Here is a 15,251-nt window from a genome sequence, read left to right on the forward strand (position 1 = left end):
GAATGTCGCAATAAGGCCGAAAAGTAACGCAGAATGTAGAGAAGTCGTTGCTTTATACATAGTCAAACCTTTTCTGGAGCGTTAGCCGCAGTATATCGGATATAGATGAACAGAGAGTGAATCAGCTAATTAAGTTTTGCCATGTGTTGTGGATGTTATTTCAACTCATCTTCAAAAATTTTATCTCGCAGCTTCCAAAAGCGACCAGATTTTCTAGCAATAACAAACTGAGGCAAACGGAAACGATGTTGATTAGCGACAACGCGTGTCGGTGAAGCCTCTTCAAAAGGGCGATGCTTGTCTGCTAAGTGGGGGCGTACGAACTGATCTTTAAACGTTTGTTTTTGTTTTTTGGTACTCAATGACCAAAACTCATGAACTAACGCATTGCCTTCGCCTTGGTATGGTTCACCAGAATACGTCACCTTTAGCTGAGATTTACCATCACTGGACTTAAATACAGATAGGTCCATTTCTGTGCATTCAAAGATTAATGCATCTTTGAGATTAAGGGCTTCTTTTAGCTTTTTATCTGGGTCTACGAGCGTCGCATCACACTCATGACAAATTCGTGCAGCGATATCGTTGTCCGCACCACATTCACCGCAGTATTTGGCACGAAAACGGTAGCCACAGTGTTCACGTTCGCCTGTGTCTTCATCTTCAAAGTAACCTTGGCAACGTCTGCCAAAATGTTCAACCAAGAAACCGTTACTATCCAACTTACCCCAGAAGTTGTTATTGAATCCGCAAGCCGGGCAAGGAATCGTGATAATTTCACTGTCAGAGTCTGGTTTGGGATCACCGACTTCAGGTTGGTATAAATCGTAGCTGTTGCCTGCGTAATCAAGCACTAAACATTCTGATTTTCCGTCTGATAAGCGTAATCCTCGTCCTACTATCTGTTGGTACAGACTGACTGACTCTGTTGGTCGCAAAATCGCGATTAAATCGACATGCGGCGCATCAAAACCGGTTGTCAGTACCGAAACATTGACCAAGTATTTTATTTGACGATTCTTGAACGCTTGGATGATCGCATCGCGCTCCGGCGTAGGTGTATCACCAATGACGATTTCAGTTTCGCCTTCTGGCAATAAACTGTGTATCTCCTGTGCGTGTCGAACAGTTGCAGCGAAGATCATGACCCCTTGGCGCTCTTTCGCATATTGCATGATTTGCTCAACAATTTGTGGAGTCGCACGTTTGGCTTTATCGATCACCATGTCCATTTCTGCTTCTTTGTAGCGTCCGGTGTTAGCGGGCTTCAGCTGAGAGAAGTCGTAAGACAAAACGGGCGCATCCATCATGCGGGCTGGAGTGAGGAAGTTTTCGTCGAGCAAGTAACGGATCGGCAGTTCGAAAATACAATCGCGGAAGAATCGAGGCTCTTCGGTTCGCACTTGACCTCGGGTGTGATACTGATAAATCCAGCCCATTCCTAAACGATAGGGCGTTGCAGTTAGTCCCAGCACCTTAATGCCAGGGTTCAGTTCTCGTAAGTGAGTAATAACTTTTTGGTAGCTGCTGTTTTTGTCATCTGGCACACGATGGCACTCATCAATAACGAGCAGAGAAAACTGGTTTTTGAACGAATCTAAGTTACGTACGACCGATTGAACCGAAGCAAACACGACTTGCTGGTCAGTTTCTTTTCGTCCCAATCCTGCTGAGAAGATGGAACCTTTTAAACCATAACCTTCATACTTTGCGTGGTTTTGCTCGACCAGTTCTTTTACGTGGGCGAGGACTAACACTCGTCCTTTCGCAAGGCGAGCAAGTTCTGCGATCACCAAGCTTTTTCCTGCACCGGTTGGCAGCACGATCACTGCTGGTGTCGAGTGTTTACGAAAGTAATGAATAACGGCTTTAACCGAGTCGGCTTGATAAGGACGAAGTGTGTACATGAAAATATGTGAAATTGCTCAACTATTCGAACGAGGAACGCTATAATACCTGACTTTTATACCCAAGTGACCTTTAAACCAAGATTTAGAGATCACTTGGGTATAATTCAATGAGGTATTCATGCGTTTAGATAAATATTTGTGTGACGCTCTGGGTGCAACACGCAAACAGGCAACAAAGATCATCAAAAGTGGAGACATCACCGTTGACGGTGAGGTTCAAAAAAGTGGTGCATTTAAAGTACCTAAAGGTGCGGAAGTGATGTGGGAAGACCGTGTTATTGGTGCTCCTGGTCCTCGTTACATTATGTTGTATAAGCCTGCTGACTTTGTTTGTTCACATGAAGATGGCTACAACCAAACTGCATTCGCATTGCTTGATGAGCCTAAAATTGAAAACCTTCACTTTGCGGGCCGATTAGATGTCGACACAACTGGTTTAGTGTTGATTACGGATGATGGTAAGTGGTCTCACCGTATTACCTCACCTAAGCATAAGTGTGAGAAAACGTACCGTGTTTGGCTCGTCGATGCTATTCAGCCAGATTACGCGGAAAAGCTCGAACAAGGCATCATTTTGCGCAATGAATCAGAAGCAACATTGCCCGCTCGTTTGGAAATCGTGAACGAGGCCGAGAATGAAGTATTGTTAACTATCGTGGAAGGTAAGTATCACCAAGTGAAACGTATGTTCGCGGCGTTAGGAAATAAAGTTGAGTACTTACATCGTGAGCGTATTGGTTCTATCGAACTTGATGAGGCACTAGAACCAGGTGATTATCGCTACCTCACGCAAGAAGAAATTGATTCTATTTGGAATTAATTGTCGGCATGGGAAATTCTTTAGTTCCTAATAGGAACTAGTCTTTTGGTAGGAATTGGCTCAAAATAAATTTTCCTACCAAAATTAGTGCCTAGACAATTCCGGTGTGCTTACTCATCTCAGTGATATGCCTTTGCATTTAGCTGAGGCATGCATACTCTTATTGCAAAGCCTTCGGCTACGGTGAATGGAATGATGGTGTCAACGCCATCATTTTTACTGCATTGTGTTTGTTTCCCATAAACACATTTCGCTTTCACATGCTTTTCTATGTCGAGTTCGTCAAGGTCACACCTTGGTACATATTTGTCCTTATGATTCTCGAACGTTGGATAGAACAGGTTTTTGGCTTCTACATTCAGCGATATGAGAACTGTCCGTTATTTTCACTTTGTTCTGCAAGTATTGACGGTAGGGCTCCAACAAGAGGTAAAAGAATGACAGAAAAAGCTCAAAGTGCTCCGCAATCCCAAATCAGTTTTCTATTGTTTCTGGTACTAGGAGCGATTGGTGCTTTGACGCCTTTGGCGATCGATATGTATTTGCCTGCGATGCCGACAATTGCGAAAGATTTGGGGGTCGCGCCTGGAGCGGTTCAGATTACGTTGACGGCTTATACGGCGGGTTTTGCGATCGGCCAGTTAATTCACGGGCCGCTTGCCGATAGCTTTGGTCGCAGACCTGTGTTGATTTTAGGCGTACTTTTCTTCGGCTTGGCTGCTGTTGTGAGTGCGACAACAAATGGCATTGATGCGCTGACCTATGTACGTACGGCACAAGGTTTTGCTGGCGCGGCAGCGGCGGTCATTATCCAAGCCGTCGTGCGTGACATGTTTGACCGTGAAGACTTTGCACGCGCAATGTCCTTCGTTACTCTGGTCATTACTATTGCGCCGTTGGTGGCACCGATGATCGGTGGCCATCTCGCGATTTGGTTTGGTTGGCGTTCCATTTTTTGGGTATTAGCTATTTTCGCTGTAGTCGTGATTTTTCTCGTACTTTGGAAAATCCCTGAAACGTTACAGCCTGAAAATCGTCAGCCTCTTCGTTTCCGCACGACGCTGAGAAACTACGCCAGATTATGCTCCAATCCTGAAGCGATCGGTTTGATGCTCTCAGGTGCGTTTTCATTTTCCGGAATGTTTGCATTTTTGACGGCGGGTTCTTTTGTTTATATTGATTTATATGGTGTTCGACCAGACCACTTTGGTTACCTATTTGGTTTGAACATTGTGGCGATGATCATCATGACCAGTATTAATGGTCGCTTGGTGAAGAAAGTTGGTTCCCATGCCATGCTTCGTTTTGGGTTGTTCGTGCAACTTTTGGCGGGGATTGGTTTATTCGTAAGTTGGTTAATGGACTTCGGATTATGGGGCATTGTACCTTTTGTTGTGCTGTTTATCGGTACATTGTCGACGATAGGTAGTAACGCGATGGCGCTGCTTTTAAGTGGTTACCCATCAATGGCGGGTACGGCGTCGTCTCTAGCGGGGACATTAAGATTCGGTATCGGTTCATTGGTTGGTGCGCTGGTGGCATCACTGCCCGGGAATGTTGCTTGGCCGATGATCATCGTGATGTTTGCTTGTTCTGTGCTTTCAGCACTGTTTTATTGGACTTTAGGAAGAAAGGCGTAATGTCGAATTACACCAAAGAAATTCAAAACTTGGTTAACTCAGCACTTGAAGAGTTAGATCAAGAGCATCGCTCAGGTAAGTTAGCCAATGCCCCTGTTGCGAATAACCATTATTTAGTGCGTTGGGTAACAAAGGCGCTAAAATCACAACGTTTCGAACGTACGGTAGGCGATGACTTAACGCGTTGGCAAAAAGCAGGTCGCTCAAAGGGGAACGATGCTGGTTTGTTGTTTATCTTCAAACGTATTTCTGCTTTTTATGCGCAATTCTTCCCTGAAGGTGAAGACTCCAAAGTGTTCAAAGATTCAGATATTGAGTCTTTTCTTGATTTGATGGAGCAAGCAGGCTGGGAAGTCTCAACGTCTGAGCAACTGATTGGGTGCGGCAAAGTACAAATCTTCACTGAAGGTCAAAACTCTTTAGCGTTATGTGCAGACCAATGCGAAAGCTGTTTTGATGGCGAGTTGCTCGTAAAGCCAATGAGTTGGTTTGTACGTGGCAATCATGCTGAGTTTGTTGAGAAAGCAGCGCAAGCGGGCTTTATGGTACATAAGGTAACAGACTACAAATCGATGGTGAAATACCATGGCGAGTACCTTATTTTTCCCGCAAACGAAGGCAACCAGTTAGCCGAAATTCCACTCTCGTTCAAAGCTGACTAAAGTGACATTTTGAGTGTTTAGAAGCCCCTGTTATTGGGGCTTTTTGTTTTCTAAACGGTTTGCTTCTTTCGCGATGGCTTTGACCATGCCTTTAAATATGAAAAGATGGGCTGGCATCATTGCAAACCAATAAAGCAGCCCAAGAAACCCTTGCGGGTGCCACCAGGCGGTAATATCCAGCTCTCGTTCGTCACCGAGATCTTTGATGGTAATTTCTAAACGCCCAAGGCCTGGGCCTTTCATACCAAAAAACAGTGAAAGAAACTGATTATTATCGCAGCGAATCACTTTCCAAGAGTCAATAAAATCACCGACTTTAAGCTCTGGTCCAGGAGGAGAAACGCGAATCGGTTTTCCGCCACCAAAAAAGATATCGAGCCATTCACGTGTACGCCACAAGATGTTGGCAAAGTAATAGCCTTTTTCGCGACTCCCGATCTTTTGCGCCACTTTCCATAATGCTGCCGCTGAGGCTTGGGTTTTAATGCTCGCTCCAGCTTGTTTTGGGTAATAGCCATATCCTGGTTGCCATCGACGAAGCGCTGCGGGTTCAAACCCCCAGACATTACTGCGTACAAATGTGCCTTCATCTTGAATGGTATCAGTTACCGCTTGCTCGTAGCTGATCAGCGTTTGAGGAAATCGTTCTTCAATCGCTTTAGAGTCTGCAATGTAGTCGTGCTCTAAGCCCGCAAGTAATGCTTTACCGATACTAGTTGGCACTGAGGTAACTAAACCTAGCCAGTACGATGCCATTTTCGGAGTAAGTAGCGGGGTCGACCACAACCGATACGGCTTGTTCGTGATTCGGCAAATGACTTTGAACTGCTCGCGGTAGCTAAGTGTATCTGGCCCTCCAACTTCATAAATTTCACTTTCTTCTGGATAGGGGGCTTCTGCTAACTTCAACAAATAGTGGTTGAGATTGGGCAAGGCGATAGGGTTCGCTTTTGAGTCGACCCATTTAGGCGCGATCAAAATAGGTAAGTTGTAGACAAAGTCACGCATGATTTCGAAAGCGGCAGAGCCGGGGCCGATGATAACGCCTGCACGCAATTCAGTTACTGGAATACCAGACTGTCGAATTATTTTTCCCGTGGCTTTACGAGCGGCTAAATGGCGAGAGTTTCCGGTTTGAGGTTGAATGGCACTCAAATAGATAACATGCTCGACGGAGCTTTGTTCCAACGCATATTTGAAGTTCAAAGCAAGGTTTAGTTCGTACTCAACAAAGTCATCACCTTGAGCCATCCCGTGCACGAGAAAAAATACTAAATCAAAATCGTTCACTACAGCCTTCGTGGTCTCTGCGTCAGCCAAGTCGAGATACCTTAACGTTAAATTAGGGTGAGGCTGAGTTCTTGACTCTAAATAATCAATATGTCGCGCCGCTGCTGTGACGGCGTAACCTTTATCTAAAAGTAACGGAAGAAGTTGAGAGCCAATGTAACCCGAGGCGCCTAGCACCAACACCTTTTTCATTATCTGTCCTTTTATCGTTGGTGGAATAAACACCACAGAGTATAATCATGAGACACTTTCCCCATTCTATCAATAAGTTGTCGTTGGAGCGCTTGTGACTTTTCTTTCTCAACTCTCAATACACGCAGATAAAGCATTCTTACGTCGTTTATTTGCAATCGCGTTACCAATTACACTGCAAAGCATGATGTTTTCAAGCCGAAGCCTCGTCGATGTTCTTATGCTTGGTCAACTTGGTGAAGCAGAAATTGCCGCAGTTGGAGTTGCTGCGCGCGCGACTTTCGTCACCACCATTATGTTAGTTGGGGTGACAACGGGTGGTGCATTGTTAACCGCTCAATATTGGGGGGCTGGCGATAAAGTTGGGGTGCGTCGCAGTACCGCTTTAACATGGATGATCGCAATGATGTTTGCTGCGATTGCTGTTGCTTTGTTTGTTGTTTTTCCACAGCCCATCATGAGTTTGACTACCGATTCACAAGAAGTGATTGAGCTAGGGGCCAGCTATCTCATTATTTCGTCGGTTAGCATGTTTGCTGTTGCATGTGTGGCCAGTATGTCGGTGGGCCTAAGGGCGATGCACCAACCAGGCTTAAGCACTTTTTTTAGTGGTATAGGCATTTTATCTAATGTGTTTCTTAACTGGGTTTTAATTTTTGGTCAATTAGGCTTTCCTGCTCTGGGGATTACGGGAGCAGCGATCGCAACGGTAATCAGTGGCGCGATCGAAGTAGGTTGCCTGTTTGGTTATCTATGGTTGAAAAAACACATAATCGCATTTGGTTGGGATGATATACGCGCAGGATTGGTCTTAGATAAAATTACGCGTTTCTTGAGCCTCTCTTTGCCAACCACATTTAACTTCTTGGCGTGGGCTGGTGGGCTGTTTGCTTATCACGCCATCATGGGGCAAGCAGGCGTACAAGGTTTGGCGGCACTTTCCGTAATGACACCTGTTGAGTCGATCGCATTGGCGATGATGATTGGTTTATCGAATGCGGCTGCAGTTCTAGTCGGGAACCAGCTCGGCGCTCGTAATTTTGAACCCGTTTATTATCAAGCATGGGCTACGGTCATTTTGAATGTGCTTATCGCATTTGTGGTCGCCGTCTTGTTGATAGTGTCAAATCAATGGATCCTTAATGCGTTTAGTGCACTGACAACAGACACTCGCGAGCTAGCTGAACAGTTTATGGTGATTCTTGCGTTGGGTGTCGTGCTACGCTCGGTGCCGATGATGGCGATTGTTGGTGTATTACGCGCGGGCGGTGATGTTAAGTTTTGTTTGTATCAAGACATCTTGGCGCAGTGGGTGATCGGGATTCCACTCGCAGCATTTGCAGCGATTTATCTCAATTGGGACCCACAATGGGTTTACTTACTCTTTTTGACGGAAGAAGTTGTGAAGTGGGCGATTTGCTTGCCAAGAATGGTTAGCCGAAAATGGATGAAAAACCTGATTGGCCAGTAAGGAGGAACAGAGTTTATTTTGGCTGCAAAAATCTGCTCAAAACGTCAACAAAATTAGCAACAGAAAGTGAATCGAGTTGCATTTGTACTTCCATAGTGTGATCAAGCATTCAAAATACTTTCTACTAACAGGATTTTAGTGTAGATTCTGATCCCAATTTTTAAACACCATCCGAGCGGCATAATCAATGTTAAAACTGTCAGACCTATGTAAAGGCTATGTAGACGGGGGAGAGTTTCACCCTGTATTACAAGGGGCAGAATTAACATTGCAGCAAGGCGACCAAGTTGCTCTGATGGGAGAAAGTGGTTCGGGTAAAAGTACTCTGCTGAATTTAATCGCCGGATTAGATACTGCTGACTCTGGTGAAGTGCAGTTTCCAAATTTTGCTATGCATGAAGCACCGGAGCATTTAAGAACCCTTTATCGCCGCAACAATATTGGTAATATCTTCCAACAATTCAACCTGCTTCCTACACTTAATATTGCCGACAATATTCGTTTTTGTCGTCAGTTAAAAGGTCTGCCGGAAGATAAAGAGTTGTGGCGTCAAATTCTTTCTGCTTTGGACTTAATGCCATTGCTAGGACGTTATCCGGAAGAGGCGTCTGGTGGTCAGCAACAACGTGCGGCGATTGCTCGCGCCCTTTATATGGAACCCAAAATCCTGCTTGCTGATGAGCCAACTGGTAGTCTAGATGAGCGAAACGCAGAAGCAGTAATGCGCTTATTAACGAGTCTCGCTCGCCAACTGGAGTGTACTTTGCTGTTAGTGACGCACAGTGAAAAAGTGGCCGCCCATATGGAAGGAAAGATTCGACTTCAAGGAGGGCAGCTACATGTTATGGCCCGTAGTTAAGGCACTACTCGGTCATTACCGTCGTTACCCTCTACAAATTATTCTTGTCTGGCTGGGATTAACTTTAGGCGTGTCCCTCCTTGTTGGTGTTACTTCTATCAACCAGCATGCAAAACAAAGTTATGCTACTGGGGAAAAGCTTTTCTCCAATCCTTTGCCATACCGAATCCGAACGAAGCACTCTGCCAATAAAATTCCTCAAGGTTTCTATATTCAGTTACGTCGAGCTGGGTTTAACCAATGTGCACCGTTTGACGTGCTTCATCTAGATGCCAAGACCGATATGAGCCTGATGTTGGTGGGGATTGATCCTGTCGCGATGATCCCACTACAACAAGGAAAATCGCTAGGTGAGATGCCTGTTTTATCTCTAATGAAGCCTCCTTATCCTATTCTCGTTAGTCAAGATTTAGCCGCTTACATGAGTTGGCAGGATGGGGACTTCATTGAGATGAATGACGGAAGCCGTCTTGGGCCTATTCAAGTAGATAAGGACAAGATGCTTTCGGGTACTCGGTTGGTTACTGATATATCGTTGTTGCGTATGCTCAAGCGGAGCTCAGGTTTGTCTGCGATTTCTTGTGGCGAAATGCCAGAGGAAAAGCTGATAGCACTGAAAAACATGTTGCCAAACGGAATGACGCTTGTTAGGAATACGCGTACTGAGCTTGAGTCGCTAACTAACGCATTCCATATGAATCTCACCGCGATGGGAATGCTCTCGTTTTTGGTTGGGTTGTTTATTTTTTATCAAGCGATGTCTCTGTCTTTCATCCAGCGACAACGTTTGGTAGGTATTTTGAGACAGACTGGTGTTAACGGAACACAGTTAGCGCAAGCCTTATTGCTAGAGTTGTCTTTGCTCGTCTTTATTGCGTGGGCGTGTGGTAACTTTTTTGGCTTGATCTTAGCAAATGAACTTATCCCAGCAGTGTCTTCGAGCCTGAGTGATTTGTATGATGCCAACGTAGGCTTAACCATAGGATGGTCATGGCAATCTAGCTTATACAGTCTAATCATGGCAGCGATGGGTGCGTTGATATCGTGTCTGTGGCCATTAATCCGTTTGTTGAAGTCACAACCAATCCGCCTTTCTTCTCGACTGTCGCTAATGCGATTTGCTGGAAGAGAGTTCTCTTGGCAGGCGCTTGCGGCATGTGCGTTTTGTGTCGCTGCAATAGCGGTATATCAGGCGCCGAAAACACAAGAAACCGGCTTTGCTATTATTGCGCTGATGTTGGTTAGTGTGGCGTTGTTTATGCCATTTATTATGTGGCATATGTTCCAAAGTTTTTCTTATACCATGCGATGGGTTCGTGTCCGTTGGTTTTTTGCTGATGCAGCAGCGAGCATGAGCTATCGCGGTGTGGCTACGATGGCGTTTATGTTAGCGCTGGCGGCAAACATTGGTGTAGAAACGATGGTCGGAAGCTTTCGAGATACAACCGATAAGTGGCTAAATCAGCGATTAGCGGCTGATGTGTACATCTATCCGACCAACAATTCAGCCGCTAGGATGAGCGCATGGCTCCAGAATCAGCCAGAGGTGAACTCGGTTTGGTGGCGCTGGGAAAAAGATATGCCGACCGAGCATGGTGCTCTGCAAGTTGTGAGTACGGGCTCTTCTGAAGGTGAGTTAGACTCACTTACCGTCAAGTTAGGTGTCCCAAATTACTGGTATCAACTGCACGCTACCAAGAGCTTAATGGTCAGTGAGTCGATGGCCTTGAAGCTGGATATCCGCCCTGGCGATTTCATTAACTTGCAAGAACCGCTTGGTGGTGACTGGCAAGTCGTAGGCGTTTACTACGATTATGGAAACCCATATAACCAGGTGATGATGTCGCACCGGAATTGGCTGTATGCATTTGCAGGTACGGGTAATGTTGGTCTTGGCGTAGTATTAAAAGATAACGTCAATGGAGAAGGGCTGAAAAATCGCTTAGAGAATGTATTCCGTCTCCCGCAAGATCGTGTGTTTGATAACGGTAATATTTATAGCCAAGCAATGAGAGTGTTTGATCATACCTTTGCGATAGCAGGAACCTTGGGCAATATCACGCTGATTATTGCAGTGTTTGGTTTATTCTTTGCGACGTTGGCAGGAGAACTTTCACGGCAGCGGCATTTTTCCTTATTAAGGTGCATGGGTGTGTCCGGAAAAGAACTTGTCGTATTAGGTGGTTTGCAGCTATTCGTCTTCGGAGCCATTTCTGCGATTATTGCAGTGCCGCTCGGCTTGGCGCTCGCACATTTGATCGTTGATATTATCATTAAGCAATCATTTGGCTGGTCTCTAGAGCTTCAAACGATTCCATGGGAGTATGCTCAAACCATTGCTTGGGCGATGCTTGCCATCATGGTTGCTGGCGCATTGCCAGTTATTAGAATGATCAAAAGTACACCGATGAAGTCATTAAGGGACGCGTTGTAATGAAAAAAATGGGCTCTAAAAAACGCTTGTTGGTTTCAACGCTCATTGTTGTTACGTTCGCTTTTCTGACTGGGGCTGCTTTTTACTCAACTTTTTGGTTAGAGGCGACAGCAACACGAGAAAGCGAACTTGATTCTATCTTAACGCGTGAAAATCAAACGATTTTCGAGCCTGTACTACCTAATGAGCATGTCTCTTTACCCTCAGACTTTCGCTTTCATCCCGAGTATCAGCATGAATGGTGGCACTACTTTGCGAAGCTAAAAGATGAGCAAGGCAAGATCTACAATGTTCAATGGAGCTATTTCAGGGTTGCGACGGACGAGCGAGAAACCAGCGGTTGGCAGAACCCTCAATTGTACATTTCACATGTTGTCGTCAGTCATGGCTCGCATGTATGGAAAGAGCAACGGGTAGCTAGAGGTGGGATAGGCCAAGCTGGTATGATCAATCGTCCTTTCAGGTTATGGATTGATAATTGGACTTGGCGATCACTCGGTGCGACGCCTTTCCCGGGCAACTTGAATGTGAATACTGATACGTTTGGACTTGAGCTCAATACCATGACAAGCGGCCCCTTTGTGGTGAATGGAGACAAAGGCTTCCAAGTTAAACATGCGTTGCAATCTGTTGCTTCTTTTAGCTTCAGTGCTCCATTTTTAAAAGTAAAAGGCAGCTTAAGCTTAAATGGTAAGCGATTCTCAGTGACGGGTTCTGCATGGGCGCAAAAAGAATGGGGCAGCGGCTTAATTGGTGAGGGGCAACAAGGCTGGGATTGGTTTGTTTTCAATTTAGATGATGGTCGAGCATTAACTGTTAGCCGTTATCGTCACCATGGGCAAACACCGCACGTATTTGGCACGTTGTCGACACGCTCAGGTAAAGTCATCAACCTCTCAGACGATGATATCAGTATTAAACCAATGCAAGTGACCAGTTTATCCAATGGAAGAAGGTTACCTTTGCAGTGGATTATCAATATTCCGAAGCATCAAATTAATTTGACTACCCGCATTATCAAGTCAGATATGTGGCTACCCTTTGTAATACCTTACTGGGAAGGGCCTACTTTAGCTTCCGGCTCCAATGAGGCTTGGGGCTTTATGCAGCTGACAGGCTATTGAGTTGTGAAGAAAACCACCCCCTACGGGTGGTTTTTTGGTGCGCGAAGCTTCCTAGCTTTTTCTCAAAAGTACGGGGTTATCATGATGGTACAAGCCGTGTTATGCTGATTTTCTCATCATCTTGATAAATATTTGGTGCGACAAGTACAAATACGATCTCCGATCAAAATTGAGTGTCATGTTGGAAAATACGATGTATAGTAAACTTAACATCGAAAAAACCGAAGTTTATACTCTGAAGAAGCGATTATTCTAAAGTTTTCGACAGCTATACACTCTTATCACTCTTTGTTAATCGTTTATTAAGATAATAAATATAAGGACGAAACCATGAACGATGTCATTCGTGACTTTTTCAAAATGGAATCAGCAGGTGGTATTCTTCTCGTAATTGCAGCGGCAATTGCGATGACCATTGCTAACTCACCGCTGGGCGAAACTTATCAATCTGTACTGCATACTTATGTATTCGGTATGTCAGTTTCTCACTGGATTAATGACGGCCTAATGGCTGTTTTCTTCTTACTTATTGGCCTTGAAGTGAAGCGAGAGCTACTTGAAGGAGCGCTAAAATCAAAAGAAACCGCAATTTTCCCTGCGATTGCAGCGGTTGGTGGTATGTTAGCCCCTGCTCTTATTTACGTTGCGTTTAATGCTAACGACCCAGAGGCGGTTTCTGGCTGGGCCATTCCAGCTGCGACGGATATTGCATTTGCTCTAGGTATCATGGCGCTACTAGGTAAGCGCGTACCAGTAAGCCTTAAAGTATTTTTGTTAGCTCTCGCTATCATCGACGATTTAGGCGTGGTTGTTATTATTGCACTGTTTTACACAGGTGATCTTTCTAGCATGGCGCTGCTTGTTGGCTTCATCATGACTGGTGTCCTGTTCATGTTGAATGCGAAGGAAGTAACGAAACTGACGCCATACATGATAGTCGGCGCGATCTTATGGTTTGCGGTACTTAAATCTGGTGTTCACGCAACACTTGCAGGCGTAGTGATCGGCTTTGCTATTCCTCTTAAGGGTAAACAGGGCGAACATTCCCCACTTAAGCACATGGAGCATGCACTTCATCCATACGTGGCATTTGGTATCTTACCTCTATTCGCATTTGCAAATGCGGGGATTTCGCTAGAAGGCGTATCGATGTCAGGCCTAACTTCAATGCTGCCATTAGGTATTGCTTTGGGGCTACTGGTTGGTAAGCCTCTAGGTATCTTCACCTTTAGTTGGGCTGCTGTGAAAATGGGTGTAGCTAAGCTACCGGAGGGCATTAACTTCAAGCATATCTTTGCGGTCTCTGTGTTGTGTGGTATCGGTTTTACAATGTCTATATTCATTTCCTCTTTAGCGTTTGGAAATGTAAGCCCTGAGTTTGATACCTATGCTCGACTAGGCATCTTAATGGGCTCGACGACAGCCGCGTTACTTGGCTACGCGTTACTGCACTTTTCTTTGCCTAAGAAAGCGCAAGCGTAAGATACACACTGTTTAGTAAAGCCTCCCATTCGGGAGGCTTTTTTATGTCTGCAGATCGGCACATCAACCACTTCAGGCTGGTTACTTTTGTGACCAACTAAGGTCTAGCTTATGGAGTTGGGGCAAATCATCGAAAGAGGCGCTTGGCAAATCTATAGGCGAAAAAAAGCCCAGCCGAAAATTTGACTGGGCGGATACAAACATAGGAGTTAATAAGAAAAAAGCAGCAACGTAACAATTAGATGGAAACAAGTTTGACGGCCAGTGAAACTTCAAATGCCCTAACTGTTACGTATATTCAGACCGAGCCTTTTCCAAACAGTTCCATTTTTTTTCAAAAAATTTCTACTTAATGCTTTCTAGCTTCTTACACACCCGAAAGTAATAGAAAAATCGAGATGGATTACCAACTTGGTAAAGTGACTAACTTCGGTGTTTCTCATTTTATATCCCCTAGAACCGAAGATGTATTTCATACTCTCGTCGCTTACTCCGAGCCGTCAAGGCTATTGTTAGCGTTTCAATTGCGATGGTCTGAGAAATTTGATCGCTTTCTTCTGTCAAGCTTCACTGGAGTATTCGATTGAATTTCAAAAGATTAGATCACACCTTTTACTGTCTGGTCAGACCAATTGGTTAAAGTGTGATGTTAATCATTTGTTAATCTTAAGTTTCGGGAGTATATTTTCAAACAGTTGTTTAATACGAGTGATTAAAATGGCCCCGAGAACATCAACAAAAGAAAAAATACTCGATGTCGCAGAAGGACTCTTTGCTGAACATGGCTTTAATGATACTTCGCTAAGAACGATAACAGGTAAAGCTAACGTTAACTTAGCATCGGTAAACTATCACTTTGGCGATAAAAAAACGCTGGTTAGAGCGGTTTTAGATAGGTATTTAGAAGCACTAATGCCGAGCATTAAGACTTCATTAATTGAGTTAAACACGCGCGATAGCTACAACATGGACGATGTCTTTGAGTCATTGCGATTACCTTTACGTACATTAAATGATGTACGCCCAAATGGTACTGCGCTATTTATGTTGTTAATTGGCCGCGGTTATACAGACGTTCAAGGTCATCTACGCTGGTTCATTACCACCAGATACGAAGAGGTACTGAACCTTTTCACTTTCTCGATAATGAAGGCGAACCCGGAACTATGTGAAGAACAGTTGTTTTGGCGACTGCACTTCACGTTAGGAACCTGTGTATTTACGATGGCTTCAAGCCAAGCTCTTTCGGAGCTGGCAGAAAGTAAGTTTGAAAAGGAAGTCGATGTGAAATCTGTCGTCGATTTACTGATTCCATATTTGTCAGCAGGAATGTCAGCAAAGCAGTTGGCATAAGACAAATAAGAAAG

Annotated in this window: 11 protein-coding genes; 9 read left to right on the forward strand and 2 right to left on the reverse strand. The window is 44.7% G+C overall.

All coding sequences use genetic code 11. The annotated features are described in order from the left end of the window. Positions 1-155: 155 nt before the first annotated feature. Positions 156-1,907 (reverse strand): DEAD/DEAH box helicase, encoded by a 1,752-nt coding sequence (locus R7H07_RS04020; RefSeq protein WP_021707635.1) that lies wholly within the window; start codon positions 1,905-1,907, stop codon positions 156-158. 121 nt (positions 1,908-2,028) lie between these two features. Here R7H07_RS04020 and rsuA point away from each other — a divergent pair, with 121 nt between their 5' ends. The 3 genes from rsuA (at position 2,029) to R7H07_RS04035 (ending at position 5,032) form a co-directional block, all read left to right on the forward strand. After that, the gene (rsuA, locus tag R7H07_RS04025) at positions 2,029-2,730 is read left to right on the forward strand and encodes a 16S rRNA pseudouridine(516) synthase RsuA (RefSeq protein WP_005388670.1); all 702 of its coding nucleotides are present in this window, start codon (positions 2,029-2,031) and stop codon (positions 2,728-2,730) included. A gap of 437 nt (positions 2,731-3,167) precedes the next feature. After that, complete coding sequence (locus tag R7H07_RS04030) at positions 3,168-4,370, forward strand: Bcr/CflA family multidrug efflux MFS transporter (protein WP_017820848.1); 1,203 nt, start codon at positions 3,168-3,170, stop codon at positions 4,368-4,370. After that, the gene (locus tag R7H07_RS04035; protein ID WP_206959112.1) at positions 4,370-5,032 is read left to right on the forward strand and encodes a DUF2913 family protein; all 663 of its coding nucleotides are present in this window, start codon (positions 4,370-4,372) and stop codon (positions 5,030-5,032) included. The genes R7H07_RS04030 and R7H07_RS04035 overlap by 1 nt, the downstream gene beginning before the upstream one ends. A 30-nt stretch (positions 5,033-5,062) precedes the next feature. On the opposite strand, the gene R7H07_RS04040 is transcribed toward R7H07_RS04035, so the two are convergent. Next, the gene (locus R7H07_RS04040) at positions 5,063-6,514 is read right to left on the reverse strand and encodes a DUF2867 domain-containing protein (RefSeq protein WP_064353822.1); all 1,452 of its coding nucleotides are present in this window, start codon (positions 6,512-6,514) and stop codon (positions 5,063-5,065) included. 94 nt (positions 6,515-6,608) lie between these two features. On the opposite strand from R7H07_RS04040, the gene R7H07_RS04045 reads away from it, so the two are divergent. The 6 genes from R7H07_RS04045 (at position 6,609) to R7H07_RS04070 (ending at position 15,237) form a co-directional block, all read left to right on the forward strand. After that, positions 6,609-7,985 (forward strand): MATE family efflux transporter, encoded by a 1,377-nt coding sequence (locus R7H07_RS04045; protein WP_005378048.1) that lies wholly within the window; start codon positions 6,609-6,611, stop codon positions 7,983-7,985. Positions 7,986-8,172: 187 nt separating this feature from the next. Beyond that, entirely contained in the window at positions 8,173-8,844 is a 672-nt protein-coding gene (locus tag R7H07_RS04050; RefSeq protein ID WP_005378040.1) for an ABC transporter ATP-binding protein, read from the forward strand. Then, entirely contained in the window at positions 8,825-11,278 is a 2,454-nt protein-coding gene (locus tag R7H07_RS04055) for an ABC transporter permease (RefSeq protein ID WP_005378038.1), read from the forward strand. The genes R7H07_RS04050 and R7H07_RS04055 overlap by 20 nt, the downstream gene beginning before the upstream one ends. Continuing rightward, positions 11,278-12,402 carry a lipocalin-like domain-containing protein gene (locus tag R7H07_RS04060; protein ID WP_042521997.1) on the forward strand — a complete coding sequence of 375 codons (1,125 nt, stop codon included), beginning with the start codon at positions 11,278-11,280 and terminating at the stop codon, positions 12,400-12,402. The genes R7H07_RS04055 and R7H07_RS04060 overlap by 1 nt, the downstream gene beginning before the upstream one ends. Before the next feature lie 330 nt (positions 12,403-12,732). Then, the gene (gene nhaA, locus R7H07_RS04065; RefSeq protein WP_005378034.1) at positions 12,733-13,884 is read left to right on the forward strand and encodes a Na+/H+ antiporter NhaA; all 1,152 of its coding nucleotides are present in this window, start codon (positions 12,733-12,735) and stop codon (positions 13,882-13,884) included. A gap of 717 nt (positions 13,885-14,601) precedes the next feature. Continuing rightward, positions 14,602-15,237 carry a TetR/AcrR family transcriptional regulator gene (locus R7H07_RS04070; RefSeq protein ID WP_005378033.1) on the forward strand — a complete coding sequence of 212 codons (636 nt, stop codon included), beginning with the start codon at positions 14,602-14,604 and terminating at the stop codon, positions 15,235-15,237. Positions 15,238-15,251: the final 14 nt, after the last annotated feature.

It is taken from the genome of Vibrio sp. Vb1127 (assembly GCF_033338735.1).
Classification (GTDB): Bacteria; Pseudomonadota; Gammaproteobacteria; order Enterobacterales; family Vibrionaceae; genus Vibrio; species Vibrio alginolyticus.